Origin of the sequence: Natronococcus pandeyae (assembly GCF_008122205.1) — an archaeon.
In the GTDB taxonomy this organism is placed as follows: Archaea; Halobacteriota; Halobacteria; order Halobacteriales; family Natrialbaceae; genus Natronococcus; species Natronococcus pandeyae.
The window spans coordinates 39324-64704 of sequence record NZ_PHNJ01000005.1 but is presented as its reverse complement, the minus strand read 5'-3'; the positions used below and the strand labels follow the sequence as shown (position 1 = coordinate 64704).

29 protein-coding genes are annotated in these 25381 nt (G+C 63.1%); 17 read left to right on the top strand and 12 right to left on the bottom strand.

All coding sequences use genetic code 11. The features are described from left to right. Positions 1-178: 178 nt before the first annotated feature. The 3 genes from CV102_RS11005 to CV102_RS25930 all read left to right on the top strand — a co-directional run bounded on the left by CV102_RS11005 (position 179) and on the right by CV102_RS25930 (position 1770). Entirely contained in the window at positions 179-535 is a 357-nt protein-coding gene (locus tag CV102_RS11005) for a hypothetical protein (protein ID WP_148858055.1), read from the top strand. Between the two features lie 274 nt (positions 536-809). After that, positions 810-1166 (top strand): hypothetical protein, encoded by a 357-nt coding sequence (locus tag CV102_RS11000; RefSeq protein WP_148858054.1) that lies wholly within the window; start codon positions 810-812, stop codon positions 1164-1166. Positions 1167-1428: 262 nt separating this feature from the next. Beyond that, entirely contained in the window at positions 1429-1770 is a 342-nt protein-coding gene (locus CV102_RS25930; protein WP_187432939.1) for a zinc ribbon domain-containing protein, read from the top strand. A gap of 7 nt (positions 1771-1777) precedes the next feature. Here the strand turns inward: CV102_RS25930 and CV102_RS10990 are convergent, their stop codons facing one another. Beyond that, positions 1778-2902: a M20 family metallopeptidase gene (locus tag CV102_RS10990; protein WP_148858053.1), complete on the bottom strand. Its 1125-nt coding sequence runs from the start codon at positions 2900-2902 to the stop codon at positions 1778-1780. A 114-nt stretch (positions 2903-3016) separates the two neighbouring features. Here CV102_RS10990 and CV102_RS10985 point away from each other — a divergent pair, with 114 nt between their 5' ends. Continuing rightward, the gene (locus tag CV102_RS10985) at positions 3017-4897 is read left to right on the top strand and encodes a PINc/VapC family ATPase (protein ID WP_148858052.1); all 1881 of its coding nucleotides are present in this window, start codon (positions 3017-3019) and stop codon (positions 4895-4897) included. Between the two features lie 241 nt (positions 4898-5138). Further along, on the top strand, positions 5139-6044 hold the full coding sequence (locus CV102_RS10980; RefSeq protein WP_148858051.1) for an NAD+ synthase: 906 nt from the start codon (positions 5139-5141) through the stop codon (positions 6042-6044). Between the two features lie 15 nt (positions 6045-6059). On the opposite strand, the gene CV102_RS10975 is transcribed toward CV102_RS10980, so the two are convergent. The 6 genes from CV102_RS10975 to CV102_RS10950 all read right to left on the bottom strand — a co-directional run bounded on the left by CV102_RS10975 (position 6060) and on the right by CV102_RS10950 (position 11489). Beyond that, complete coding sequence (locus CV102_RS10975) at positions 6060-6467, bottom strand: hypothetical protein (protein ID WP_148858050.1); 408 nt, start codon at positions 6465-6467, stop codon at positions 6060-6062. A 46-nt stretch (positions 6468-6513) separates the two neighbouring features. Continuing rightward, complete coding sequence (locus tag CV102_RS10970; protein WP_148858049.1) at positions 6514-6807, bottom strand: MarR family transcriptional regulator; 294 nt, start codon at positions 6805-6807, stop codon at positions 6514-6516. Positions 6808-7116: 309 nt separating this feature from the next. Beyond that, complete coding sequence (locus tag CV102_RS10965; RefSeq protein WP_148858048.1) at positions 7117-8256, bottom strand: DUF5305 domain-containing protein; 1140 nt, start codon at positions 8254-8256, stop codon at positions 7117-7119. Between the two features lie 165 nt (positions 8257-8421). Further along, entirely contained in the window at positions 8422-9591 is a 1170-nt protein-coding gene (locus CV102_RS10960) for a S26 family signal peptidase (protein ID WP_148858047.1), read from the bottom strand. Positions 9592-9654: 63 nt separating this feature from the next. Continuing rightward, positions 9655-10794, bottom strand: a complete 1140-nt coding sequence (locus CV102_RS10955; RefSeq protein WP_187432938.1) for a CARDB domain-containing protein — start codon at positions 10792-10794, stop codon at positions 9655-9657. A 137-nt stretch (positions 10795-10931) separates the two neighbouring features. Continuing rightward, on the bottom strand, positions 10932-11489 hold the full coding sequence (locus tag CV102_RS10950; RefSeq protein WP_148858045.1) for a hypothetical protein: 558 nt from the start codon (positions 11487-11489) through the stop codon (positions 10932-10934). Positions 11490-11769: 280 nt separating this feature from the next. Here CV102_RS10950 and CV102_RS10945 point away from each other — a divergent pair, with 280 nt between their 5' ends. The 4 genes from CV102_RS10945 to CV102_RS10930 all read left to right on the top strand — a co-directional run bounded on the left by CV102_RS10945 (position 11770) and on the right by CV102_RS10930 (position 15798). Next, on the top strand, positions 11770-12336 hold the full coding sequence (locus CV102_RS10945; protein ID WP_148858044.1) for a DUF7344 domain-containing protein: 567 nt from the start codon (positions 11770-11772) through the stop codon (positions 12334-12336). 117 nt (positions 12337-12453) lie between these two features. Continuing rightward, entirely contained in the window at positions 12454-13533 is a 1080-nt protein-coding gene (locus tag CV102_RS10940) for a hypothetical protein (protein ID WP_148858043.1), read from the top strand. A 125-nt stretch (positions 13534-13658) separates the two neighbouring features. Then, entirely contained in the window at positions 13659-13982 is a 324-nt protein-coding gene (locus CV102_RS10935) for an EMC6-like membrane protein (protein WP_148858042.1), read from the top strand. Position 13983: 1 nt separating this feature from the next. Continuing rightward, positions 13984-15798 (top strand): ribosome biogenesis/translation initiation ATPase RLI, encoded by a 1815-nt coding sequence (locus tag CV102_RS10930; protein ID WP_148858041.1) that lies wholly within the window; start codon positions 13984-13986, stop codon positions 15796-15798. A gap of 35 nt (positions 15799-15833) precedes the next feature. On the opposite strand, the gene CV102_RS10925 is transcribed toward CV102_RS10930, so the two are convergent. Beyond that, positions 15834-16061, bottom strand: a complete 228-nt coding sequence (locus tag CV102_RS10925; RefSeq protein WP_148858040.1) for a glycine zipper 2TM domain-containing protein — start codon at positions 16059-16061, stop codon at positions 15834-15836. A gap of 285 nt (positions 16062-16346) precedes the next feature. After that, a complete protein-coding gene (locus tag CV102_RS10920) occupies positions 16347-16868 on the bottom strand; it encodes an archaemetzincin family Zn-dependent metalloprotease (RefSeq protein WP_148858039.1) in 522 nt (173 codons plus the stop codon). Between the two features lie 39 nt (positions 16869-16907). Between CV102_RS10920 and CV102_RS10915 the strand changes: the two genes are divergently transcribed. From CV102_RS10915 to CV102_RS10895, 5 genes are all read left to right on the top strand, one after another. After that, positions 16908-17312: a UPF0146 family protein gene (locus CV102_RS10915; RefSeq protein ID WP_148858038.1), complete on the top strand. Its 405-nt coding sequence runs from the start codon at positions 16908-16910 to the stop codon at positions 17310-17312. Between the two features lie 41 nt (positions 17313-17353). Further along, positions 17354-17983 carry a metalloprotease family protein gene (locus CV102_RS10910; RefSeq protein ID WP_148858037.1) on the top strand — a complete coding sequence of 210 codons (630 nt, stop codon included), beginning with the start codon at positions 17354-17356 and terminating at the stop codon, positions 17981-17983. A gap of 50 nt (positions 17984-18033) precedes the next feature. Next, on the top strand, positions 18034-18906 hold the full coding sequence (locus tag CV102_RS10905) for a TIGR01548 family HAD-type hydrolase (RefSeq protein WP_148858036.1): 873 nt from the start codon (positions 18034-18036) through the stop codon (positions 18904-18906). 108 nt (positions 18907-19014) lie between these two features. Then, positions 19015-20550, top strand: coding sequence for an FAD-dependent oxidoreductase (locus tag CV102_RS10900; protein WP_148858035.1), 1536 nt, complete (start codon positions 19015-19017; stop codon positions 20548-20550). Positions 20551-20593: 43 nt separating this feature from the next. Further along, positions 20594-21211 (top strand): hypothetical protein, encoded by a 618-nt coding sequence (locus CV102_RS10895; protein ID WP_148858034.1) that lies wholly within the window; start codon positions 20594-20596, stop codon positions 21209-21211. On the opposite strand, the gene CV102_RS10890 is transcribed toward CV102_RS10895, so the two are convergent. Further along, the gene (locus CV102_RS10890) at positions 21181-22008 is read right to left on the bottom strand and encodes a glycerophosphodiester phosphodiesterase (RefSeq protein ID WP_148858033.1); all 828 of its coding nucleotides are present in this window, start codon (positions 22006-22008) and stop codon (positions 21181-21183) included. The genes CV102_RS10895 and CV102_RS10890 overlap by 31 nt on opposite strands. Before the next feature lie 550 nt (positions 22009-22558). Here CV102_RS10890 and CV102_RS10885 point away from each other — a divergent pair. The 3 genes from CV102_RS10885 to npdG all read left to right on the top strand — a co-directional run bounded on the left by CV102_RS10885 (position 22559) and on the right by npdG (position 24224). Beyond that, positions 22559-22816, top strand: coding sequence for a hypothetical protein (locus CV102_RS10885; protein ID WP_148858032.1), 258 nt, complete (start codon positions 22559-22561; stop codon positions 22814-22816). Between the two features lie 143 nt (positions 22817-22959). Next, on the top strand, positions 22960-23448 hold the full coding sequence (locus tag CV102_RS10880) for a VOC family protein (RefSeq protein WP_233710669.1): 489 nt from the start codon (positions 22960-22962) through the stop codon (positions 23446-23448). A gap of 107 nt (positions 23449-23555) precedes the next feature. After that, positions 23556-24224, top strand: coding sequence for an NADPH-dependent F420 reductase (gene npdG, locus CV102_RS10875; RefSeq protein WP_148858031.1), 669 nt, complete (start codon positions 23556-23558; stop codon positions 24222-24224). Between the two features lie 14 nt (positions 24225-24238). On the opposite strand, the gene CV102_RS10870 is transcribed toward npdG, so the two are convergent. After that, positions 24239-24661 carry a response regulator gene (locus CV102_RS10870; RefSeq protein ID WP_148858030.1) on the bottom strand — a complete coding sequence of 141 codons (423 nt, stop codon included), beginning with the start codon at positions 24659-24661 and terminating at the stop codon, positions 24239-24241. A gap of 61 nt (positions 24662-24722) precedes the next feature. Then, positions 24723-25370, bottom strand: coding sequence for a helix-turn-helix domain-containing protein (locus CV102_RS10865; protein ID WP_148858029.1), 648 nt, complete (start codon positions 25368-25370; stop codon positions 24723-24725). Positions 25371-25381 lie beyond the last annotated feature (11 nt).

The window sequence follows — 25381 nt, the reverse complement described above, 5'->3', positions numbered from 1 at the left end:
ATCAACGTCGTGGTTCCGGTAGCACGGACGAACCGGGAACGCGAGACGAATCGCACACGACACTGCGGGCCGTCGTCGATCCTCGCTTCGAACGTCGTCGAAAGACGGGGCGAATGATAGAATTGTGGAACGTGCAAGCCACGAACTGTTTACTCGCAGCGGCGAGCGTTAGAGCGTAATGGTCGCAGCATCACTCGTCGTATTCCTCGTCAGCCTGCTGATCGGGGCGCTCGGTATCTTCGTTGGCGCGAAGGTCGTCGTCGACACCGAAGACTACACGTACGCGTTGGTGACCGCGCTCATCGGCGCGATCGTCTGGGCGCTCGTCGGATTTTTCCTCGGATGGATTCCGCTGTTGGGCCCGATACTGGTCTTCCTCGCGTACCTCGCGGTCATCAACTCCCGGTACCCCGGCGGCTGGGTAGAGGCGGTCGCGATCACCGTCATCGCCTGGCTGTCGGTGCTGGTCGTCCTCTACGCGTTCGCGTTCCTCGGCGTCACCGGGTTCGAGGCGGCCGGTGTCCCCGGCGCCTAGGGCCCGACACCACCAGTTACCCGGTAAATCCGGGATCGCCGTTCGTGTCGTGACTGGACGACCGTCGTAGAGTGACGATATTTTCGAAAGCGCACATTGGCGTCTTGGTTCCGAAATTCCGACTGAGCGGGGTACCTCGAGAAAGTTATCGATCGATACCGCTGATTGTAGCCGCTCTCCGCACAGAACGGGGACGAGAAACCCGACCGGTGATAGGAATGTGGAACGTGCAAGCCGTGAACTGTTCGCCCGCAGTGGCGAGGGTTGAGATGCAATGGTCCTAGCATCAGCCGTCGTGTTCCTCGTCAGCCTGCTCATCGGTGCGCTCGGCATCTACGTCGGCGCACGTGTGATCGTTGGCGGTGGAGACTACGACCACGCCATCGTCACGGCGTTAATTGGCGCGATCGTGTGGGCTGTCGTCGGCTTTACGGTCGGCTGGATCCCACTCCTGGGGCCGTTGCTGGCCCTGATCGCGTACATCGCAGTGATCAACTTCCGGTACCCCGGCGAGTGGACGGCCGCCGCGATGATCGGTATCCTCGCATGGGTTACCGTGTTGATCGTGCTGTACGCCCTCGCGGCGCTCGGCATCACCGGGTTCGAGGCCGTCGGCGTCCCCGGCGTCTAACGACCCGCTAGCGGCGACTCGCCGATCGGCCGTGCGACGCAGCCTTCGGCCCACGTCGACGAACCTTCGGCCATTTTTCGGCCGAGAGAGCCGCACTCCATAGCGGAGAGGTATCGCAGCCGCTCGAGACGTCGTACCGCCGGTTAAAGCGATTTTCGCTCGATCACAGTGCCGTGTTGCTATCGAGCGGGGAACGACGTTCACCCGACCGTCTCAGGGAAGTGGTGAAGAGTTATCCGGTTCGATCGTCAAGGTGTGACAAATGGGCTTTTTCGAGAATCTCGGCCGGAAGGTCGGAAAATTCACGCAGGAGGCGAAGGAGGCGGCCGACAACGAAGCGAGCTACGCCTGTGCGGAGTGCGGTGAACGGTTCTACACGGAACACGACGAGTGTCCGGAGTGTGGCAGCGAGGACGTCCGCGAACTCGAGACGACGACGGAGACGAAACCCGACGTGACTGAGGAGGACACCGTCACTGCGGAAGACGACGGAACAGAAGCCGGTGAGGCGACCGAACCACCAACCGCCGACGAATCCTCGGCCGACGAGACGCCCGAACCGACCGACGTATCCGACGCTGACGAAACGACGGACCACGAGTGACGCCCGCTCACCGCGGCCAGCGTTCGGCCGCCCGCCGATAGAGTTCCGCACAGCGCTCGAGCACAGCAATCGAGACGCTCTCGTCGTCGGTGTGCGCCTCGCCGGGCTCTGCGGCACCGCAGACCACGCACTCCGTCCCGGCCGCTGCGAGCCAGCCGGCGTCGGTCGCGTGGGGCTTCGTTACGAGCGCCGGCGTCTCGGGCTGGACGGCGTCGGCCGCCTCGAGGACGGTCCGGGCGAAGGCGTCGTCGTCACACTGCATCGGCGGTAGATCCTGATCGATCACCCACTCCACACCCGCGAGATCCTCGACCGCCTCGAGGGCCGCCCGCTCGCCGGGGACCGTCCGTTCGTCGACGGTAATCTCACAGCGATCGGGAACGACGTTCATCGCCGTTCCGCCCTCGATCTCCGTGACGACGGCGCTGCCCTCGAGCGTTTCACCGGCGACCTCGACGCTCGGCGGCTCGAGGTCGCGAACGATCTCGACGGCGTCCGTCGCGCGGTAGATCGCGTTCTCGCCGGCCTCCTGCTCGCTCGCGTGGGCGCGCTCCCCACGGGCTGTGATCGTACTTCCGCGACGGCCCTTGTGGGCGACGGCCACGTCGGTGACGCCGGGCGCCGAGTAGCCCGTCGATCCCTCGCCGACGATCGCGTACTCGGGCGCGAACCCCTGATCGATGGCGTGGCGCGCACCGACACCGCCGACCTCTTCGCCGACGAAACTCGCGAAGACGAGTTCGCCAGCCGGCTCCGCGTCGTCGGACTGCGTCCGGCCGCTCGAGGTGCGTGGCACCTCGCTGTCCCGAAACGCGATCGCCGCCGCGGCGACCGCGCCCTTCATGTCCGCCGTGCCGCGCCCGTAGAGGCGGCCGTCCCGCTCTTCGACGACGTACTCGTCTTCGTCGCCAGCCACCTGTGACGCGGCAGGTTCGACGACGTCGTGGTGGCCGACGAGTGCGAGCGTCTCGGCGCCCTCGCCCTTTCTTGCGATCACGTTTCCGGCGTCGTCTCGGGTCACTGCGGCCGCGGTCTCGCGGCGAAGCCACTGCTCGAGCACGTCACCTACGGCCGTCTCGTCCTCGTGGCTCGGGATCGCTACGAGTTCGCGCGTTAGTTCGGCGACCGACATACCAGCTCGGTTGGTTCCCCAGCGAGTTGATTGCACCGCAATCGGCGACTCGTGCGCCACCGACCCTTCGTATGCTTGAATATCCTTATTGCCGTTCGGAAACCACTATGGGGTATGAACGTTGTTCCGGATACGAGCGTCGTTATCGACGGTCGCGTCTCAGCGACGATCGAAGACGGGCAGTTCGAGGGAGCGACGATCTCGGTGCCGGAAGCCGTCGTCGCAGAACTCGAGGCCCAGGCAAACGACGGGCTCGACAGCGGCTGGGACGGTCTCTCCGAACTCCAGCGGCTCGCCGAACTCGCCGACGAGGGGGTCATCTCCCTCGAGTACATCGGTGAACGACCCAGCGCGATCGAGCGCGGACACGCCTCCGAGGGCGAGATCGACGCGCTGATTCGCGACCTCGCGGAGGGACTCGACGCCACCTTCCTCACCAGCGACATCGTCCAGGCCGAGGTCGCCCAGGCCAAGGGACTCGACGTCGAGCACGTCTCACCGGAGATCCGAGAGGTCGGAACGCTGACCGTCGAGGAGTTCTTCGACGACCAGACGATGAGCGTCCACCTGCGGTCCGGCGCCGTCCCGAAGGCCAAACGGGGAGAGCTCGGCGAGATGCGCTACGAAGAGATCGCCGACGAACCGCTCGGCGAGGAGACGATCGACGAGTACGCCCGCGAGATCGTCGACGGCGCCAAGGAATCCCACGACGGCTTCATCGAACTCTCGGAGCCGGGGATGAAGATCGTCCAGTTTCGCGACTACCGGATCGCCATCGGCCGGCCCCCGTTCTCGGACGGCATCGAGATCACCGCCGTCCGACCGATCGCCCAGACCGACATCGAGGACTACGAGAAGGCCGACGAGCTGAAGGATCGGCTGCTCGAGCGCCAGCGCGGCGTCCTGATCTCGGGTGCGCCGGGCGCCGGGAAGTCGACGTTCGCCCAGGCGGTCGCCCGGTTCATCTCGGAGCACGACTACGCGGTCAAGACGATGGAGAAACCCCGCGACCTGCAGGTCGGCCCCGAGATCACCCAGTACACGGAGCTGGCCGGCGAGATGGAGAAGACCGCCGACGCACTACTGATGGTCCGGCCGGACTACACCATCTACGACGAGGTCCGCAAGACCAACGACTTCGAGGTGTTCGCGGACATGCGCCTGGCCGGTGTCGGCATGATCGGCGTCGTCCACGCGACGCGACCGATCGACGCGCTCCAGCGACTCGTCGGCCGCGTCGAACTGGGGATGATCCCGCAGGTCGTCGACACCGTCGTCTACATCGAAGCCGGGGAGGTCAACACCGTCTACGACGTGCGGACGGAGGTCAAGGTCCCCGCGGGCCTCACCGAGGAAGACCTCGCCCGTCCCGTGATCCAGGTCACCAACTTCGAGACTGGTGAGCCGGAGTACGAGATCTACACCTTCAACCGCCAGGTCGTCACCGTCCCCCTCAAAGACGACGAGGGCGGCCCCGGAACCGAATCCGGCGTCGACCGCATCGCCAAACAGGAGATCGAACGCGAGATCCGGTCGATCGCCCGCGGCTACGTCGACGTCGAACTCAGGAGCCAGGACAAGGCCGTCGTCTACGTCGAAGACGACGACATCTCGAGCGTCATCGGCAAGGGCGGCGGGCGCATCACCGACGTCGAGAACCGGTTGGGGATCGACATCGACGTCCGAACCCACGACGAGAACCCCAACTACGGGGCGAACGCCGGTGGCGGCGGTGGCGCTGGTGCTGGTGCCAGCGGTGGCGGCGGCTCCCAACCCGGACAGATGGTTCAGCCGGAGATCACCTCGAGGCACATCGTCATCCCCGTCGACGGCAACCACGGCGAGACCGTCGAGGTCCAGGCTGGTGGCGAGTACCTCTTTACCGCGACGGTGAGTCGCGGCGGCGAGATCCAGGTCTCGAGAGGGAGCGCTATCGCGGACGACCTCGAGCACGCGATCGACCGCAAGGACCCGGTTACCGTCGTTCCTTCGTAAGGAAGCGGCCGCGAGTGAGCGGCTCTTTTTTGGTGCAGATTTTTTCGAGGAGTGGTGAGCGACGCGAGCAACGGTGACGAGAGAATCGCGTTTTGGTACGGCAGGTGTCGCGACGAGAATCGTCCGGTCAGCTCTACAGGATCGATGACGAGATCGATACCCACACCGAGACTACTAGTTGTTTAACCAAAGGGCATTTATACCAGACAGATATAGCAACATCCATGAGGAGAGTGCAGGAATGAGTGGGAGTGTCGGAGGAGAGAAGACATTCGTATACTCGGGAGTAGAGCAAAAGAACGGCTCCTTTATTACGAGCGATAACGGAGTCGAGACGATCCGCGAACGCATCATCGCGGAGATACAGCGACTCGTCGCTACCGCGGATGCAGACGGTGTCGTCGTCGCGATGAGTGGCGGCATCGATTCGACGGTGACGGCAGCACTGGCAGTCGAAGCGCTGGGAGGAGACCGCGTGCTCGGACTCGGACTCCCCTGTCACAAGGCCGACCAGCGACACGTCAACGACGCCCGTACGATCGCCGACGGACTCGGCATCTCGTTCCACGAGATTCAGCTACAGCCGTTGCTCACCGCGTTCGAGGAGACGATCATGGCAGAACTCGAGCCGGAATCGGACGGTCGTCCGAACGAGCGTAACCGAACGATCGGCAACGTGATCGCTCGACTGCGGATGTGCTGTGCGTACTACGCGGCGAACCGCCAGTCTCGAGTCGTGCTCGGTACCGCGAACCGCTCGGAGTTGTTGCTCGGATACTTCACGAAGTACGGAGACGGCGCGGCCGACGCCTATCCGATCGGAGACCTGTACAAAACTGAGGTCCGCGCCCTCGCGAAACGACTCGGCGTTCCACGACGAATCATCAGCAAGGATCCGACGGCCGGCTTCTGGGCCGACCAGACGGACGCGGCCGAACTCGGCGCCACTTACGACGTGATCGATCCGCTGTTGCAGCGACTCGTCGACGAGGACGAATCGATCGCGGAAATCACCGCTGCGCTCGAGGTCGATTCACGAACCGCTCGCGCGCTCGCATCTATGTACGTCGAGATGGGTCACAAACGGACGATGCCTCGAACCCCCGGAGTCGCGGGTCGTGAGAACGTCACCGAGAGAGATCCCTGACCGGTCGACACTCTCTCAGTCGAGATCGCGGTAGACCTCCGGATTGCGCCACCAGAACAGCCCCCAGGAGAGCATGAAGCCGACGGCCATCGCGGCGATGTCCTGCAGCATCGGCCAGAGGCCCATATCGACGATCGCGACCAGCGTGATCGCCGACCCCAGCGCTGCGCCGGCGACGATGAAGATCAGGTCGCCGACGATCTGTTCCTGCGATTGCTCCCAGTAGTGTTGACGGTCCTCGTCGTACCAGACGCCGACGTAGATCAACACCGGCGACATGAGCGTAATGACCGTAATCGACTGATACGCTCTCGGCAGCCCGGCCGGATGCAAAACGAGTTGATTGATCAGTTGTGCGACGATCGACATCGCGAACAATCCGGCTAGCAGCCACCCCCACCGAGGTAATCGCTCCTTGTCCATGTAGGAGGGCGGTCACCACTGGAAAATAATCCTGCCGTTTTCCCGACTACTCTGCGCAGCAGGCGTCTTTCTTCGGAGACTCTTCGACCCCGCTGCCGTCGGCCGCGACGGGTTCCTCGAGTCGGTAGAGGCTCTGTCGAGCGTCCGCAAAGTAGATATCCTCGTCGACGATGCCGATCTCCTCGAGCCGTTCGAGCGCGTAGCGAACGGTTCGAGCCGAGAGCATCGACTCCTCAACGATTTGTTTCTGCGTCAGCGGGCCGTCATACTCGAGGACTTTGAAAACGAGTTTCGCGCTCGGTGGCAAGTCTTCGATGTCCTCCCCGTCAGTCGCTTCCATACTACGATTCGAAAGCACCCAGCAGTATAAAAGTTGAGCCTTACTGGGAGGGTACCCGGAAAAATATTCTACAGTATACTACTTGTAAAATGTCTACAAACCCGCCGGAAATACGATATTGGAGGATTTTGACCGGTCAGTCAGTTTTGAGCGGATGTGGGGTGAAGATAATAAGCGACCGCTGCGTTGTGCTCGGCCTATCAGGAGTAACCGTTGGCTACTACACCCGTGTGTCTTCATAAGGGAACAACTCGGGAGTAGAGAACCGACTACGAGTCGGGCACCCCGTGGACCCCGCGCTATCTCGGTTTAGATCTGGTCCCACGCATCGTCGTCGTCCGGATCTGGAAGGTCTTCGGAAAGGTCCTCTCGAGGCGTCGGGACCGTCGGTGGTTCGTCGACCTCGTCGTCGACGGCGGACTGCGTCCCGAGTTCCAGTTCCGGCCAGGCGGTCTGCTCCCACTGGCCGCGCTCGGCGTAGTAGTAGACGACCTCGCCGTTGACGACCGCGAACAGGCCCCGCTGTTCGTCGTGGACGACGCGCTCGTTCGTATCGATCGCGACGTCGACGACGTCCTCGAGACTGTCGAGTGCAACGTGGTAGTCGCCGACCCACATCGGGATCGACCCGCGCGAGATCCACTCCGCGTAGCGGTGTTCGTGTATCGATCGGCGGGCCGTATCGACGTCGATCGGCCCGCGTGTGACGACGACCGCGGCTCCGGCGAGCGCGATCGCCGCGACCAGCGAGAGTCCGCCGATCACCGCGGTGTTCGGCGACTCCTGGACCTCCATCTGGGCGGTCTGGCTGTGCTCGGTCGAGTCGGCCAGCGACTCCTCGAGCCAGTAGGCCTCCTCGGTCGTCTGGAGCGACGTCACCAGTACCTGTTCGCCGCTGTAGGTCCCCGTTTCGTACTCGACGACGACCTGGACGACGGTCCTGATCGTTCCGACGCCGTCGAACTCCTCCTGGAGTTCCGTCTGCCGGTCACGGACGGCTTCGACGTCGATCGTCGCCTCGGAACTGGCGACACCGTCTTCGACGGATGCCGACATCCGCGACTGCTGTTCGGTTTCGTCCCAGAAGACCGAGCCGTCGCGTTCTGCTTCGTGGTGGACCTGCACTTCGTGCGTGACCGACGTCTCGTCGGTCGGGACGGACGTCTCCGGCGTGAGCGTCAACTCGGGCGTCGCAGACAGGACGTAGACCGGGCTGTCCTCGAGTTCCGTTCCCTCCTCCCAGGGCCCGTCCTCGACGACGATGGCGCTCGTCGTCGTCTCGGTCGCGATCGACTCCTGGTCGACCTCCTGAGTCGTCGTCGACGTCGCTGGCGTGGCGGCGACCCAGCCGGTCGCGAGGAGTGCGAGGAGACCGATCCCGACGAGTACGATCGTGAGCGTTCGGCCGTGTTCCGCGATCAACAGATCCAGCCGCGGGTTCTCGATCACGTTCGTCCCTCCGAAGTGTAACGCCGGGTGCTCGGGTCCCCCCTCCCTCGAGCCGTCTCCGAACGAACAGTTCGGATGACGGGACAGTCCATACTGACATTCAGTATATCAAATACTATAACAGTAGTGGTTCCACCCCGTCTGGTCCGTCGCTGCGCGCCGCGCTCAGCGCCACCGGCGAAGTCGGCGGCGCATTCGTGTCGAGAATGGGACGTGATTACCTGCGGTGCGAATCCGGAAGTCGCCCCGCCCGAACAGGAGCAGGGTCGCTCCGACGACGACACCGACGACGACCAGATCGACGGCGGCGATCGCGGCGAGCGGGTGGACGCCGTGCAGCCAGACGAGCACCGACGGCGGGAGGACGGCGAGATACCGATGCTCCCCGACGTGACGAGTGTACTCGCCGGTCGACTCCGGCGCGGACAGCGATAGCGCCGTCTCCCCGCTGTCTCGAGGGCCAACCGTCTGCCAGCCCGGGTCGGCCTCGATGCCGCCGCTTTCGGCCTCGTGAACGACGACGACCGGGACGTAGCCCGCGTTGTCGACGGCTCGAGTCAGTTCGGACGTCCCACCCGGAGCGAGAACCTGCGGATCGTCCGTCGGCGACTCCGTGCTCACGACCGCGTACTCGTACGTGCCCGCGGGGACCACCATCGCCGCCGTCGCGAGTCCCACGACCAGGAACAGCACCAGCGCGAGCGTTCCCCAGAAGGCGTAGACGTTCTCTCGAGACGTCGATCGCGTCGTGTCCCGCCTGTGCGGTCCCCCGTGATCCAGGAGAAAGCCCACCCCGAACAGCGCGACCCCCAGCGCGACCAGCATCGCCCCGAGGTTGTCGCCCTCGAGCGCCGTCGTGAGACCGAGCGCCGAAGCGAACAGCCCGTACCCCGACTCCATCGCACCGTGGACGCCCATGATCGCGGTTCCGAGGTGCGGAATCGTCACGGCTTCGCCGTTTATTTGCCAGGCGACGGCGACGATCTGACCGTCCCTCACCGGCGGCTCGCCGCCGTCCTGATCGGTGAACGGATTCGCGTCCCCCTTCGTGACGTAGCCCTCGTCCGTCTCGCCGACGACCCGGTGCGTCGTGAGCCCGCCGTCGTGGAGCTCTCGAGCGTCGAATACGACGACGTCACCCTCGCTCGGCGAGCCGGTCACGGCGCTCGGAACCGCGACGAAGCCGTCGCCGGCGTCCATCGCTGGCTCCATGCTCCCCGTCGCCACGTAGCCGAGCAGGATCGGCTGTCCGAGCACCTGGCCGAGGATGAGCAGGAGGACCGCGAGCACGGCGACGGCGGCTATCCCTCGTCTGACGAGCCCCGCCGCAGTCATATGTCGGTTCGTACGAGTGTCATAGTCGAGGACTTGTTCGGTTCTCGAGATATGGCCGAGACATTATAAATTCCACCGCCGACGGACGACCCCCGCGACGAACAGCATTCCGACCGCACCCGACAGTCCGACGACTGCGACCGAGGGAGAGCTAAATACCCGGTTGAGAACCTCGTATTCGCGCGGTTCGCCGACGGTGACGGTGCCCGCCTCGAGTCCGCTGACTGCGACGTCGTACGTCCCGGGTTCGTCGAACTGCCACTCGAAGGTCACCGTGTCGGATTCGTTCGGCTCGAGTTCGACGGACCGGTCGTTCACGACGATCCCGCCGACCGCGAGTTCGGCGAGGAACTCGCCGGTCGCGTTGCCGGTGTTCTCGACCGTGGCGGTGACGCGCGTCGACTCGCTCTGGGCGATGGAGTCCGCTGCGAGGTCGGCGTCGGTCACGTCGAAGTCGGGTGCGGGTTCGTCGGGTGGCTGGGCGGTGACGGTCTTCGGTTCGCCGTCGTCGACGCCGACTGCGAACGTCCCGGACTGCTGCATCGTCCGTTCGAAAGTGACCGTTTCGGTCTCGCCGGCTCCGACGGAGACGACCTGTTCGTCGACGACGACGCCGTCGACAGTCAGTTGCGCGACCGTCGTTCCGCTCACGTCGCCGTGATTCTCGTAGGTCGCCTGCACGGTCAGCGTCTCGCCGGCGGTGACGGCCCGGTCGACGGTCGTCATCTCGACGAGTTCGATATTGGCGCTCTTCTCGTCCTCGCCCTCGTCTTCGTACTCGGCGTGAAGGGTAAAGGTCCCGCTCGAGGGCGGGTCCGCGTGCGTGCTGACCGTGACGCCGACGGTGGTCGTCTCGCCCGCGGCCGCCTCGAGCGGCGACGTCTCGTCGATCCTGTCGTGGGCGTTGCCGTCCTGGTAGAACTGGACGCCGTCGGGCGCGTCGGACAGCCAGATCCGTTCGACCGAGTCGTCGGTGACGGTGATCTCGAAGACGTCGTCGAACGTGGATACCGCGCGGTCGTTCAGCGCGTCGAAATCGAGCTCGAGTTGGCCGTCGTCGGTCGTGGTTGCGTAGGGGCTGGTTGGCTCGAGAGAGATATCGTCATTCGCTGGGTTCTCGTTAACCGTGACTGCTGTAGTCGGCACTGCGAGGACGAGGAGAAAACAGACGACCGTGATAACCAAGATATGAGTAGATGCCATTTTGAATATAGAACCCATATTCCATTAGTTTGTTATTATTGTCAGTTTATTCTTGGATGATTAGTTATGGGTTTGATCCGTTTATCGTATAGATCAGAGGTTACCGAAAACGAGCCGACAGTCCCGGGAGATCATATTTACGTATTATAAACGTCTTCGTCCGCAAAGAACGTCACTTCGTCTGGGAAGTCGTTTACGTCAGTATCCTCATCTGCATTGATTTCAAGTGAAATAGTAGTAGATCCATTTTCAGAAGAGAGATCAACCGCGTTGCTGTTTTCGATAATAGTATCTTGGTTTTCTGCTTTGAAATTGAGTAACTCATCCTCTCCAAGATCTTCTTTACTTTCGACGTAAAACCCAACATCTTGAGAGCCGTTGTTGGTAACTTCAAGAAGATCTATGAACGTCGTGGTAGCATTGACATTGACACCCGTATCACCGGTGTCTGAATTATCGTCATCACCAATTACAATTTCAATAGAATCATCGCTGTCATCTACATAGTCACCTGCGTCACCGTTATAACCCTCATTTGGTACAATTTGTAACAATGCACTATCGTCACCGTCTGTTTCAATAGTTACACTTCGATCTGCTTCCACACTACTAAACGCGCCCGTTCCGAGCGCGGCTCCACCGCCTGCGACGATCGTACCCAGTCCAACTAGCACATTGCGTCGATTCAGTTTCATACTGTGTTCACCTTCGATCCGTTCGACGACCGTCGTCCGCCGGACGCGGCCACCGAGCGGTCCTTACTGAGTCCATACGAAGCCACCCCCTTTGTATTAGTTCGCCAGAAATTCGGATCTCCGAGTAATACCGGTTTCAAGCCTGGTCTGAAGACCGGCACTGCTGTCTAACAGATAGATAGTCGTGCTTGAAATCGTCGTTGTAAGTGACTCCCACGCACGTTCTAGCCAGTAATCTTATCTATCAAGGATCGTTATTCTTGTGCGAACAGACATTCTAATGGCGACGAACACAGCCTCGGGTAATGCAGACAGATGCGCCGGCAGCGCGGACACTGATCGCGGTGAGATCTTCGACCTGCTCTCGAATCACCGCCGGCGGTACGCCATCCACTACTGTAAGCGCGAAGACCGACCCGTTGAACTGGGTGAACTCGCCGAACACGTCGCCGCCTGGGAACTCGACAAAGATGTCGAGGGGGTAACTTCGACCGAGCGCAAACGCGTATACACGTCGTTGCAGCAGACGCATTTGCCGACACTCGAGAAGGCGAATATGATCGACTTCGACGAGCGAACGATCGAACTCACAGAGGAAGCCACAGAGTTAGACGTCTACCTCGACGTCGTTCCAGCGGACTCAATTCCGTGGGGACTGTACTATCTGGGTCTGGCTGTCCTGGGTTCAATCGTAATGGCTGGGTTGTGGCTCGAGGTTGTGCCGACGGCAACGATCACCGAACTTGGATGGGCAACGTTAGTGTTCATATCGTTTGCAGTGTCGACGATCGTACACGTGGTGCAGAGCCGACGGATGCGACTGGGTGAGATGGAACAACCACCGTAACACATGTTCCAGCATCCGACACGAAACGTGGCACTCCTGTTCATTGCTGTTGGATTAGTTTTGATTATAGGGCCGGTGTTCGGGTTTACTACGTTTAGCGCTGATCGAGGAGTCGTCGTGAGCACCGCAGAGGATCCAAACGGATTGCTCGGTATCAACGACAACACTATCGAGGAGGAACTCGCCCTCAGCCCGGAACAAGGATGGGGAGACGAGACGGTCGAAATTTACGAACTCGAAGATGAGACCAACCAGTTTGAGGAAGGCGATTTCAGCGCTGACATCTCTCAAATCAGGAACGAAGAAGGGGAGTTAGTCTTCGATCCGGCGATTGATGCGTTCGTAGAGGAAAGCGGCGAGGAGTTCGAGCTTGTGATAGCGTGTGCTGAAAATGAAGACGAAGGGGTTGACGACGATGATTATTATGTTACTGTCAATACCATCGTGAGCGGATCGAATACAGCAGTAGAGTTTGAGCGCGAAACGGATGATTCCGTTCAGATACGCTGTGCCGGCGAAATGCCCGATCAACCACCGTTCTTCGACGTCGAGATCGACGGAACGAACTCCCCAATAGAGGGCGGAGAGGCATTAGAAATCGACGCGGAAGTGACGAACCGAGGTGACGAGACGGATACACAAGATATCCGACTCGAAATCGACGGTACCGAAGTAGATCGGATTGAAGGTGTAACCCTCGGTCCTGACGATGAGGCGATGGAACTCCTCAAATGGGAAAATGCCAAAGAAGGGGAACGGGACGTGACTATCCGTAGTGACGACGACAAGACGACCCGAACAGTGACGATCGGAGATGCAACGTTGGTTACTGCCGTCGCTGAGGACGAATTTGGGAACAACGACGAGACCATCACAGCGTTTGAAATCTACACTGATGAGGGAGTCTACGAATTCGAAATACATCTCGAGACATCGGGTGGAGGCTCCGATGAATGGGAACAAAAGGAAGTCACGATTGATGAAGAAACCTTCGAGTTGACTGACGAGGCAGCCAACGACATTGCAGTAGATATGGTTGAGCAAGATCTGCTCTTGTCCGAGACGTACGAGGATGCAGTCGACGATGAAGAGACACTAATTGAGGTACGCGATTCACTCGATACGGATTCGGAGGTCCAAAATAAGGAGAACACTGGACAAGGAAATCCCATAGATTTAGAAATTGAAATTGAATAATCGACTTTGCTATTATAATCTCTGGTCGACCGATAACCTGCTTCTGGCTCGATGCATCAAATTCAGTCTGCTCCTCCGACACGGAACCCGAACCCCTTTTCACCACCGAAAACAGAACTCAACCCATGTCGACCGAATCGATGAGTGACAGACGCGAGCACATCCGCTCGATCAGCGTGACGGCACTGTCAGCGCTGTTCGGCGTCGGTGCCGCGTTCGCCTCTGTCGCGATCACCGGCGATATGGCGCCCGCCGAGGCGGCGACCGACACTCGAGCGCTGTTGCTCGTGCTGGGTGCGATTCTCGCTCAGTTCGTCCTCTTCGACTTTACGAGTATCTACGGCGAGGACGAGTTCGGCGTGAAACACTACCTGTTCATCACGTTCATGACCTTCTCGTTCTGGTTCGTGGTGTGGGGCATTCTGCTCACGACGGAGGCAATGGCGTAAGATGGCGGACGACAGCATCGCCGTCGTAGACTTAGATCGGTGCCAGCCGGACCGATGTAGCTACGAGTGCAAGAACTACTGCCCGCCGAACCGCACCGGCAAGGAGTGTATCACGCTGCGAGGCGACGAAACGCCCCAGGGCCAGCCGGACCAGGTACACATCTCCGAGGAGATCTGTCTCGGCGAAACCTGCGGGATCTGCGTCGAGAAGTGTCCCTTCGACGCGATCGAGATCATCAATCTCCCCCAGGAACTGCAGGACGACCCCGTCCACCGCTACGGCGAGAACGCGTTCTCTCTCTACGGACTTCCCGCACCACAGGAGGGGAAGGTTACGGGCATCCTCGGGCCGAACGGGATCGGGAAGACGACCGCCGTCCGCATCCTCGCGGGCGACCTCGAGCCCAACCTCGGCCGCCACGACCAGGACGTCGACTGGGACGACGTGCTCGAGGCCTACCGCGGAACCGAACTCCAGGATTACATCGCCGACGTCCGGGACAGCGAGGTCACCGTCGCCCAGAAGCCCCAGTACGTCGATCAGATTCCCGAGACGTTCGACGGCAACACGCGAGAGTTGCTCGAGCGCACGGACGAACGCGGCGCGCTCGATTCGCTGGTCGAACGGCTCGAGATCGGCCCCGTCATGGAGCAGTCGATCGACGACCTCTCCGGTGGGGAGCTCCAGCGCGTTGCGATCGCCGCAACCCTGGCCAGGGATACGGATTTCTACTTCCTCGACGAGGTGACGCCGTATCTCGACATCGGACAGCGAGTGACGGCCGCGCGGCTGATCCAGGAACTCGCCGAGGAGGAGGACAAGTCGATGCTCGTCGTCGAGCACGACCTCGCGATCCTCGACCTGCTCGCGGACACGCTGCACGTCGCCTACGGTGAGCCCGGCGCCTACGGTGTGATCACCTCACCGAAGTCCGTCCGCAACGGGATCAACGAGTATCTCTCGGGCTACCTCGACAACGAGAACATGCGGATCCGCCCGGATCCCATCGAGTTCGAGGAGCACGCCCCGCGGACCGCAACCCACGGCGACGTGCTCGTCGACTACCCCGACCTCACGAAGAGCTACGGCGAGGGCGAGTTCACCCTCGAAGTCCAGGGCGGCGAGATCAACGAGAACGAAGTCCTCGGCATCGTCGGCCCCAACGGGATCGGGAAGTCGACGTTCGCGAAGCTGCTGACGGGCGACCTCGAGCCCGACGAGGGAGATGCCGACCTCGATCTGGACATCTCGTACAAACCCCAGTACGTCACCATCGACCAGCATATGCGGGTCGACGCCTTCCTCTCGTCGATCACGGACCAGTTCGGCTCCTCGTACTGGAACACCGAGATCGCCCAGCCGCTCCAACTCGAGCGCATCATGGAGCAGAACCTCTCGGATCTCTCCGGCGGGGAGCGCCAGCGCGTTGCGATCGCAGCCTGCCTGTCGGATTCGGCCGACCTCTACCTGCTCGACGAACCCTCTGCACACCTCGACGTCGAACAGCGTGTCCAGGCGACGAGCGCGATCCGGCGCTACGCCGAACAGCAGGACGCCACGGTCATGGTCATCGATCACGACATCTACATGATCGACCTGCTCGCCGATCGACTGATGGTCTTCGACGGCGAGCCGGCGGTCCACGGTCGCGCCGGTCAGCCACAGCCGATGCGCAACGGGATGAACGAGTTCCTCGCGAACCTCGAGGTCACGTTCCGCCGAGACGAGCGAACCTCGCGTCCGCGGATCAACAAGCCGGACTCACAGCTGGATCGCGAGCAAAAACGCGAAGGTGAGTACTACTACGCGCCCTGAGACGACGATAAAAAAACCGATAGTTCTCGAGACCGTTACTCCTGTCTCGAGAGCAGGTCGCCTCGCTCCTTTCGCAGTTCGTCGATCCGTGACTGGGCGGTCAACCGACTTTCCCCGACTACAGAGCCGACGAGCGCTCCGAGTGCGGCGCCGGAACTCGCAGCGCTCCGACTGAACAGACCGCCGATCCCGCCGCCGATTGCGGCGCCGATAGCTGCGTACCGTGCGCGGCTGAGCATCAGTTCGAGTTGCTGTTTTACCATGCGAGACTCTCTATTCGGAAGCGGAATAAACGTGTTCCCGGAGAGTCGCAACCACGAACACGTGCGGGGACGAGATCGCGTTTCGCAGTCGGTACGATGGCGACGCGCGTCTCGGTCGCATCGAACCGGTCGTCGTACGCCCCGGTGTGCGTCTCGAACGGGCGGATCGTCGTTATTCCCCATCGTAGTGTGACGAACAGGAACAGCGTGCCGAACAGAAAAATAGCGGACCTGGCGACTGTGAATCGAACCGGTGTGGTCGATGATCAAACGCTGACAGCCTGATCAGTGGATCAAACGCTGACAGCTGCCACAGAGGTTCTCTTCTTTGATGTCGACCTCTCGAACCGTCGGCGAGAAGTTCATCACGCAGCGGTTGTTGTCGCAGTGTTCGAGCCCGTAGGTGTGACCGATCTCGTGGACGATCTCCTTTCGAACGCGGTTTTCGAAGATCTCACTCGAGCTCTTGTTCGAGAAGCCGCCGTCGCTCGACGTCTGGAGGCGGTAGGTGGAGACGACGCTGCCGCTGCCGTCGAGGTACGCGAGCCCGAAGACGTAGTTTCGACGCCGGTAGAAGAGATCGTGTGGCGTGATGGCGATGTTCTTCTCTCCGCGGCCGACGCGTTCGGCGAGCTGGATGAACGTCTCGGCGCAGTACTGGTTCCGTCCGGAGTCGTACGCACCGGTCGGGACTGACTGCGAGTCGTTGACTGTAACGTCGCAGTCGTAGACCGATCGAAGCGCGGTGGAGGCAGCCCGCTTGACCTCTGCGGGCACGCTGCCGACCGGCACGATATCGACGAGCATAGCAACGGCTATGATGGCGGGTGGCATAAACGTCCCGCCATGGCGACTCCCTGCCGTGATCCCGTAACGATCGAAACACATCTCGCAGCGTACGACCGGGTCGTCGAGGTCGGCATCGGGCGCCGAACCGATCTAGCGGCGTCGCTCGCCGACGCGGGAGCGACCGTGACGGCGACGGACATCTACCAGCGTGATGTCCCTGACGGCGTTCGGTTCGTCCGTGACGACATCGTCGATCCCACCCCACAGATCTACGCGGAGGCGGACGTGATCTACGCGCGAAACCTGCCGCCGGAGCTTCATCGACCGGCGCTCGAGGTCGCCAGACGAGCGAACGCCGACTTCCTGTTCACGACGCTAGGCGGGGATCAGCCGGCGATTCCGGTCGAACGACGAACGGTCCGGGAGGGCACACTGTACGTCGCTCGCGCGCCGCCGCGGTGAGACACGAAGGTATTACTTGGATCACGATAGTTTCTCGAGCGATGAACAGCGAGTACGTGATCTACGCCGTCGCTGCGGTGGCTCTCGTTGCAGTGCTCGCACTCGCGGTGAGGGGGATCGAGTATCTACTCAGATACCTGTTCCACCTCTTTGCGTTCCCCGGCGTCGTCGTCCACGAGTTCGCCCACGCGACCGCCTGTCGGGCCGTCGGCGTGCCGGTGCTCGAGGTCGTCTACTTCAGGTTCGACGATCCGCCGGGGTACGTCCGTCACGTCAATCCGGCGCGCTATCGCCAGTCGGTTGTCATCAGCGTCGCCCCGTTTCTCGTCAACACGATCGTCTCGTTCGGCTCGTTCCTGGGCGTCGGCGTCCTGATATCGATGACCGAAAGTCTCGGCACAGCCCAGCCCGAGACGATCATCGCGGGAGTCGTACTCACCTGGATCGGCCTTTCGGTCGGAATGCACGCCTTCCCGAGCACCACCGACGCGAAGACGCTGTGGGATCGGTCGCGACAGGAGTGGCGGCGCTCGCCGGTCGTCCTGCTCGGGATTCCGGTCGTCGCCCTGATCTACGTCGTCAACCTGCTCTCCTGGCTGTGGGCGCACGTTTTCTACGCGATCGGGTTGCTCGTCACGGCACTCTACCTCGTCTGGACGCTCCTCTTTTGACCCGTCTCGAATCCGACCGCCTTTATTTTCGGGAACCCGTTCGAGTCGGTATGAACGCAGATGCCGTCGTTCTCGACATCGATGGGGTACTCGTCGACGTCGCCGACTCCTACCGTCGAGCGATCGTCGACTCCGTCGAGCGCGTCTACGACCGGACGATTCGCAAGGAAGACATCCAGCAGTTCAAGAACGCCGGCGGGTTCAACAACGACTGGGAACTGACCTACGCGGCCGCTCTCTACGTGCTGGCGACCGAAGAGGGCTACCGCGGATCGATCGACGACTTCACCGACGCGATCGCCGCCGAAGGCGGGGGCCTCGAGGCCGCTGAATCCGTCGTTCGCGATGCGATCGGCGCCCAGGCAACGCAGCGGATACAAAACCGCTGGGATCCCGAGGAGCTCCGGGACGTCTTCCAGCAACTGTATCTCGGCGCCGACCTCTACCGGGGTCTCGAGGGCGGCGAACCGGACATCGAGACCCGCGGGTTCATCCACGACGAGCCGGTGATCCTCGAGGCCGAGACGCGGGACGCCCTCCTGGAGCGTTACGACGTCGGCGTCCTGACCGGCCGCCCCGCCGCGGAGGCCGAGATCGCCCTCGACCGCGTCGGCCTCGAGGAGGCGATCCCCCTCGAGCACCGGTTCACGATGGACGACTGGGAGGAGGGCAAGCCTCATCCGCGGGCGCTGACCACGCTCGCCGACCGGTTCGACGCCGAGCGCGTCGTCTTCGTCGGCGATACGCTGGACGACGTGCGGACGGCGAACAACGCCGAGGAGGCGGACCCCCAGCGCGAGTACGACGGCGTCGGCGTCCTGACCGGCGGGCTCACCGGCGAGGAGGGACGCCGAGCCTACGAGGCCGAAGACGCCACGGCGGTGCTCGAGTCGATCAACGACCTCCCGACGCTGCTCGAGTGACGATCGCTCGAGTGCGGTGAGTCGACCGAAGGACGCCTCGATACGGGGCGGCCTGCATCTCCCCCCTCCCGTTTTTTGCGTGCCTTCGGTGTAGTACAGGCCCGTTCTATGGCCGAACCCACCCGCGGCGGCGACCTTCCCGGCGAACCGACGTCTCTCTGGCTCGCGAGTACGCACGACGACGACCCCGAACCGGAACCGCTCGAGACCGACCACACCGTCGACGTCGCCGTCATCGGGGCGGGGATCGCCGGCCTCTCAACGGCGATCAACCTGCGCGAGCGAGGACAGACGGTCACGGTCCTCGAGCGCGACCGCGTCGCGACGGGCGTGACGGGGAAGACGACGGCGAAGCTGACCAGCCAGCACGGGACGATCTACGACCACCTGCGCCGGGAGTTCGGCCGCCGGAAGGCGAGCCAGTACGCCTCGGTCCAGGAGGCCTCGATCGACGAAGTCGAACGCCGGATCGACGAGTTAGATATCGACTGCGGGTTCGAGCGCCAGCCCTCGTACCTCTACAGCAACGAACCCGACGAGATCGAACGCGAGACCGACGCCGCCCGCGCCGCGGGACTCGAGGCGAGCTACGTCACCTCGGTGCCGCCGTTCGAGCGCGCCGCGGCCGCCGTCCGCTTCGACGATCAGGCGTGGTTCCACCCGCGAAAGTACCTGCTCGCGATCGCTGACGAACTCCGGGACGACGACGGCGCGTCGCTCCACGAGGAGACCCGCGTCACCGACCTCGAGCCCGGCACGCCCTGTCGCGTCCGGACCGAGCGGGCGACGGTGACGGCGCGCAACGTCGTGCTCGCGACCGGGTTCCCGATCCTCGACCGGGCGGGCTACTTCGCTCGGATGCACCCGAAACGCTCCTACGTGCTCGGCATCCGCCTCGACGGCGCGCCGCCGGAGGGGATGTACTACCGCAGCGGCAACAACTACCGCTCCGTCCGCACCCACCGCGACGAGGACGGCGAACTCCTGCTGGTCGGCGGCGAGAACCACAAGACGGGGCAGGGCGGCTCGACCGCGGAGCGATACCGACGGCTCGAGACGTGGGCGCGCGAACGGTTCTCCGTCGACGAGATCGCCTACCGGTGGTCGACCCAGGACTACAAGCCGGTCGACAAGGTCCCCTTCATCGGCCGCGCCGGCGCCGGTACCGAGAACGTCTTCGTCGCCACCGGCTTCCGCGGCTGGGGGATGACCAACGGCACCGCCGCGGGCCGACTCCTGGCCGCAGAAATCGACGGCGAGCGCCCCGCCGCGCTCGACCTCTTCGATCCGCTTCGGCTGACACCGAAGGCGTCGTTCGGCAAGACGGTCACCGAGAACGCCGACGCCGCGAGCGAGTTCACCACCGACTGGGTCCGGGCGTTGCTCACCCCCGACCGCTCGAGTCTCGACCCCGGCGAGGGGAAGATCGTTCGCGAGGGCGGAAAACCGATCGCCTGCGCCCGCGACGCCGAGGGCGACGTCCACGCCGTCTCGGCCGTCTGCAGCCACATGTACTGTCTCGTCGAGTGGAACGACGCCGAGGAGAGCTGGGATTGTCCCTGCCACGGCTCGCGGTTCGACCCCGACGGCGAGGTGCTCGAGGGGCCGGCGAACGAGGATTTACCGGCTCGAGACCGGCCGTAACGACCGCCGGAGCTATACACCTCGAAATTATCAGTCAGGTGTAATGGATACCAGCGTTCGGGTGGACGTGAACGGAATCCTCGCGACCGTCGCCGCCTCGATCGGGACGTTCGTCGGGGTGGCCTGGCTCTGTTTTCTCGCCGGAGCGGCGGTCGTTCGCCTTCTCGACGTCTCGCTCGCCGGAGTGCCCGACCAGGCCGTCACGCTAACTCTCGTCGTCGTCGCCCTCGGAGTCACCGGCTGGCTCGAGGACGGCGGGTTCGAGCGACTCGGCGCGGACCCCGACGGTGGTCCCCGATTCGCCTGGCTGGCGATCTTTTTTCTCCCGCTGGCGTTTTCGCCGCTGCCGGTCGCCCTACGGCTGCTCGCCGATTCGACGTCGCCGTTCGGCGCGTTCGTCCTCGGGAGCACGGTCCTCGCGGGCTGGCTCGCGTTCTACGGCGGCCTCGAGCGACTGGGACTCGAACCCGACGATTTCGTCCGGGTCTTCGGCGTCGCCCTCGCGCTCGGAGCGGTTCCCGTCGCGGCGGTCGTCCTGCTCGACGTGGCGTGGCTGACCGAAGCCCCGATCGTGGTCGCTATCGCGGTCGTCGTTCAGTGTCTCGCGCTCTGGGTCGGACTCGAAACGGTTCAGAACGACCGCGAACCGAGCCCCGGATAGTCCGCGATGATCCCGTCGACGCCCGCCGCGGCGAGCTGGTCGAACTGCCCCCAGGTATCGACGGTCCAGACGTTGACGGTCCGGCCCTCGTCGTGGACGGTCTCTACCACGTCGAGGGCGGGTTCGTCCGCGGGAAGGCCGTAGTACGGTTCCGTTGCGAGCGGCGTGCCGGCGATCGCGTTTCGCGGCGGGTGGATCGCCTCGCAGTCGTAGCGGCGCGCGATCTCGAGCCCGGCCTCGAGGTCGTCCCAGACGAGCGCGCCGGCGGCGTAGTCGGGCGCGACGTCGCGTGCGGCGGCGAGCGCGCCCTCGCAGAACGACGAAAAGAGGATCTCGCCGTCGAACGCGTCGCAGGCGTCGACGACGCGCTCGACGAACGGCTCCCAGACGTCGCGCCGTCGACCGCACGCGTCTTCCGACAGGGACTCGGCGAACCGCAAATCCGTCGTCCCCGGATTCTTCAGTTCGACGTTGACGCCGACCGTCTCGGGGACCGCCTCGAGCAGCGCCTCGAGCGTCGGAACCGTTTCGTCGGTGCCGAGCACGTGCGTCGACTCGAGGTCTTCGAGTGCGGTCTCCCAGACCAGTCCCTCGGCATCGGTGATCGGTCGGCCGTCACGCGTGCCGTCGAGTCGTTCGTCATGGAAGACGACCGGCGTCCCGCAGGCCGCGGGCTGGACGTCGATCTCGAGCATCGCGGTCTCGTCGTGGTCGGCCGCGGCGACGGCCGCAGCGACGGTGTTCTCGGGGGCGACGCCGGCGTAGCCGCGGTGCGCGATGACGGCTGGGCGGGACATACCGGTACCTCGAGGGCGAGCCTAACAGTAGTTGGTAATCCGAATTCTGTTGTTCAGACGGAGACGTGACGCTGATACTCTCGATCGATAGCATGCGAACGGAACGCCGGTCTCGAGTCTGCGGTGCCGGCCAACCACCGTCGGGTGGGACTGAAAGGGGCCAGGGGCGTTCGCGGTACTCGCTCCGTGAGCAGGTTCTGCTCACACGAACACACGGGATGGCCACACCCTCCCCAGCCGACTCACTCGCTGACGGGCTCACGGCCGCTGGCCGTTCGCCGCTCCGCGGCGCTACGCGCCGCGCTCCGCTCGTTCGTCCCTCGCACGGTGTTATCGACCCCCTCGCTCGCGCTCGGGCGGTCGACAGCGCGCGCCACTGCAGAAAGAGCGGATGGCCCAGAGCGAGACGTCGTCCGCCTGTACGTAACGCGATTTTCAGAGTTCAGGGCGAATAACGACACCGTGCTACTGTTGGCTGCGACTACCGACTCCGCTCGAGCGTTCGTCTGCCGGGTTGATTTTCAATACCCTCTCGCTCGAATCCACGCCCATGACGGACACGACCCTCGACGACGTCGAACGGAATCTCGACCGCGCGGCCGACCTCGAGGCCGACGAGGCGATTTCGGTGCTGCAGACGGCCAAACAGGACCTCGAGGCGCTCGGCACCGACGCCGACGTCGACGAGGCGCGCCGCCAGGCACTCGAGGATCGACTCGATCAGCGGATGCGAGAAATAAAAGAGCGCGACGCCTACGACAGCGGGCTGGGTGCGGCGATGAATCCGGACGAAGACGACGCGCCCTGATACGGTTTACTGTAACGATTTACCGGTGCAACCGCAAGACGAGTCGCGGTTGCACCGTCAATGACTTACAGCGGACCGTATGACTCGAGCGGGCGTCGACTGCCGGGCCAACGAATTTGAGGACGGCGCCGGCAGTGCCGACCATGGAGGACTATCCTCGCGGACTGGCACACGTCGGGATGACGGTTCCCGACATCGAGGCGGCGATGGACTGGTATGCGGACGTCCTCGGCTTCGAGCCGATCATGGGCCCGGTCGAGGTCGAACACGGCGAAGAGCACATCGGAAAACTCTGTGCGGACGTCCTGGGCGAGTTCGACACCGTCTCGATCGCGCACATGACGACGGGCAACCAGGTCGCCGTCGAACTGTTCGAGTTCGAGGAGACCGGTCCCGAGAACGACCCCGATCCGACCGAGGCCGGCTACTTCCACGCCTGCGTGATCGATCCGAACATCGAAGAACTTGCCGCCGAAATCGCTGACAGCGGCGGCGAACACCACACCGACATTTGGAACCTCTTCCCCGACCAGCCCTACCGGATGACCTACTGCAAGGATCCGTGGGGGAATATCGTCGAAATCTACACCCACAGTCACGAACGGATCTACAGTAATCAGGGCGACTACTAGTCCGCGACGACGCGGAACTCGGGATCGAGCGGTCTCCGTATCCGAGAACCCGGCGAGATCGGCCGACCCCCTACCATTTTATTCGGGTGCCGTCCTGAAAGACGGATATGCGAATCGCACTACTCGGTGGAACCGGCGACATCGGACAGGGGCTCGCACTCCGCTTCGCGCGCGATACGGACCACGAGGTCCTCATCGGCTCTCGAGACCCCGAAAAGGCTCGCGACGCGGTCGAGCGCTACGAGGCGGAACTCGAGGGGCGCGGCGCGGATGCGAACATCAAGGGGTTCGTCAACGAGATGGCGGCCGACCGCGCCGACGTCGTGGTCCTCTCGGTCCCGCCGTACTACGCGGGCGACACGGTCGAAGCGGTCGAAGACGTCCTCGACGAGGAGACGATCCTCGTCACCCCCGCCGTCGGCATGCAGGGCGACGAGGACGGCCTCCACTACCACCCGCCGAGCGTCGGCAGCGTCACGCAGTTGGTTGCCCAGCGCGCACCCGACGAGGTCCCGGTCGTCGGTGCGTTCCACAACCTCGCGGCGGACGCCCTGTCGAATCTGGACGACGAACTCGAGTTGGACACGCTCGTCGTCGGCGACGACGCGGACGCCAAGCGGACGGTACTGAACCTCGCGAACGAAATCGAGGGGCTCCGCGCGCTCGACGTCGGTCCGCTCGCCAACGCCGCGGAGGTCGAGAGCGTGACGCCACTGGTCATCAACATCGCTCGGTACAACGAGGACCTCCACGACGTCGGCGTGCAGTTCCACTGAGAACGGCGGGGCGCTCAGACCCGTTCGAGTGAGTTCACCGTCTCGAGGAACTCCTCGGAGTCGACCGGCTTCGTGAGCGCGGCGTCGACCGGAAGGTCGTCGGTTCCGAGGACTTCGTCCCGCGCCGGGTGGCCGGTCAGGACGATGAGGGGGATCTGCGCCAGGTCCCCCGTGCCATCGATCTTGGCCGCGACTTCGTCCCCGTTCAGTCGTGGCAGTTTGAAATCGAGGAGGATGAGATCTGGTCTGGGTGAGTCGGCGTACTCGCCCCGCTGGTGGAGAAAGTCGATCGCTTCGTCACCGTCGGTGACGACGTGAAACTCGTGTTCGATCGACGTCGCTCGCAGCGCTTCCTTCGTCAACCGAACGTCCCCGGGATTGTCTTCGACGAGTAAGATCTCTAACGCTGTGGGGGACTCACCAGCACCATCCGACATGGTCTCAGTTCGGCGTCGTGGACGGATCCCATCGCTGCCTGAATCTGAAGGCATTGAAGTACTATTCGTCGATCAACGTCCTCTCGACGAGCGTTTTCGTTCCCCGTCGAAGGCGTTCTGAGACCGACTGCGACGCGATGTCGAGTTGTGCGGCGACGTCGGGTTGAGAAGCCCCTCGCGGAACGTCGAAGTAGCCCGACTCGTAGGCGGTGACCAGCGCCTCGTGCTGGTTCGACGTCAACGATGCGGTAGCCCCGTTCGCACCTCCCGTCTCCTGATACAGCGACCGGAGGTGAAACTCGAGTCCGCGATCCCGTAACGCGGCCCGATACTTCGCGAGGGCCTCGCGGTCGGGGAACCGAAGTCGACCCGTCCACCCCTCGTTCGTTGCCGTGATGTCGACCGAGACGATATCGAGGGCAGACCACTCTCGGTACGTCGTGCCTGCCTCCCCCTCGTCGGAGACGGTCACCCGGTACATGGTCCGTGACGGCGTCTCCGCGATCTGTGTCGACTCGGTGACGGTCGGGTCCGCCTCGAGTGCCGACTGAAACTCCCCGTCGCTGACCCCATCCCCTGCGGCCCAGAACAGCACGCGGATCCCTTCGGGAGCGGCGTAGTGCTCCTCGATCGAAAGCGTCACTTCAGGCGCTCGCTCGAGGGCAGTCCGGAAGAGCGGCGAGTCGATCCGGAACTCCGCAATTAGCATACTCGAACAGA

Coding starts and splice junctions, on each gene's coding strand:
- CV102_RS11005 (WP_148858055.1), top strand. CDS start 179: ATGGTCGCAGCATCACTCGTCGTATTCCTCGTCAGCCTGCTGATCGGG.
- CV102_RS11000 (WP_148858054.1), top strand. CDS start 810: ATGGTCCTAGCATCAGCCGTCGTGTTCCTCGTCAGCCTGCTCATCGGT.
- CV102_RS25930 (WP_187432939.1), top strand. CDS start 1,429: ATGGGCTTTTTCGAGAATCTCGGCCGGAAGGTCGGAAAATTCACGCAG.
- CV102_RS10990 (WP_148858053.1), bottom strand. CDS start 2,902: ATGTCGGTCGCCGAACTAACGCGCGAACTCGTAGCGATCCCGAGCCAC.
- CV102_RS10985 (WP_148858052.1), top strand. CDS start 3,017: ATGAACGTTGTTCCGGATACGAGCGTCGTTATCGACGGTCGCGTCTCA.
- CV102_RS10980 (WP_148858051.1), top strand. CDS start 5,139: ATGAGTGGGAGTGTCGGAGGAGAGAAGACATTCGTATACTCGGGAGTA.
- CV102_RS10975 (WP_148858050.1), bottom strand. CDS start 6,467: ATGGACAAGGAGCGATTACCTCGGTGGGGGTGGCTGCTAGCCGGATTG.
- CV102_RS10970 (WP_148858049.1), bottom strand. CDS start 6,807: ATGGAAGCGACTGACGGGGAGGACATCGAAGACTTGCCACCGAGCGCG.
- CV102_RS10960 (WP_148858047.1), bottom strand. CDS start 9,591: ATGACTGCGGCGGGGCTCGTCAGACGAGGGATAGCCGCCGTCGCCGTG.
- CV102_RS10955 (WP_187432938.1), bottom strand. CDS start 10,794: ATGGCATCTACTCATATCTTGGTTATCACGGTCGTCTGTTTTCTCCTC.
- CV102_RS10950 (WP_148858045.1), bottom strand. CDS start 11,489: ATGAAACTGAATCGACGCAATGTGCTAGTTGGACTGGGTACGATCGTC.
- CV102_RS10945 (WP_148858044.1), top strand. CDS start 11,770: ATGGCGACGAACACAGCCTCGGGTAATGCAGACAGATGCGCCGGCAGC.
- CV102_RS10935 (WP_148858042.1), top strand. CDS start 13,659: ATGTCGACCGAATCGATGAGTGACAGACGCGAGCACATCCGCTCGATC.
- CV102_RS10930 (WP_148858041.1), top strand. CDS start 13,984: ATGGCGGACGACAGCATCGCCGTCGTAGACTTAGATCGGTGCCAGCCG.
- CV102_RS10925 (WP_148858040.1), bottom strand. CDS start 16,061: ATGGTAAAACAGCAACTCGAACTGATGCTCAGCCGCGCACGGTACGCA.
- CV102_RS10920 (WP_148858039.1), bottom strand. CDS start 16,868: ATGCTCGTCGATATCGTGCCGGTCGGCAGCGTGCCCGCAGAGGTCAAG.
- CV102_RS10915 (WP_148858038.1), top strand. CDS start 16,908: ATGGCGACTCCCTGCCGTGATCCCGTAACGATCGAAACACATCTCGCA.
- CV102_RS10910 (WP_148858037.1), top strand. CDS start 17,354: ATGAACAGCGAGTACGTGATCTACGCCGTCGCTGCGGTGGCTCTCGTT.
- CV102_RS10905 (WP_148858036.1), top strand. CDS start 18,034: ATGAACGCAGATGCCGTCGTTCTCGACATCGATGGGGTACTCGTCGAC.
- CV102_RS10900 (WP_148858035.1), top strand. CDS start 19,015: ATGGCCGAACCCACCCGCGGCGGCGACCTTCCCGGCGAACCGACGTCT.
- CV102_RS10895 (WP_148858034.1), top strand. CDS start 20,594: ATGGATACCAGCGTTCGGGTGGACGTGAACGGAATCCTCGCGACCGTC.
- CV102_RS10890 (WP_148858033.1), bottom strand. CDS start 22,008: ATGTCCCGCCCAGCCGTCATCGCGCACCGCGGCTACGCCGGCGTCGCC.
- CV102_RS10885 (WP_148858032.1), top strand. CDS start 22,559: ATGACGGACACGACCCTCGACGACGTCGAACGGAATCTCGACCGCGCG.
- CV102_RS10880 (WP_233710669.1), top strand. CDS start 22,960: ATGGAGGACTATCCTCGCGGACTGGCACACGTCGGGATGACGGTTCCC.
- npdG (WP_148858031.1), top strand. CDS start 23,556: ATGCGAATCGCACTACTCGGTGGAACCGGCGACATCGGACAGGGGCTC.
- CV102_RS10870 (WP_148858030.1), bottom strand. CDS start 24,661: ATGTCGGATGGTGCTGGTGAGTCCCCCACAGCGTTAGAGATCTTACTC.
- CV102_RS10865 (WP_148858029.1), bottom strand. CDS start 25,370: ATGCTAATTGCGGAGTTCCGGATCGACTCGCCGCTCTTCCGGACTGCC.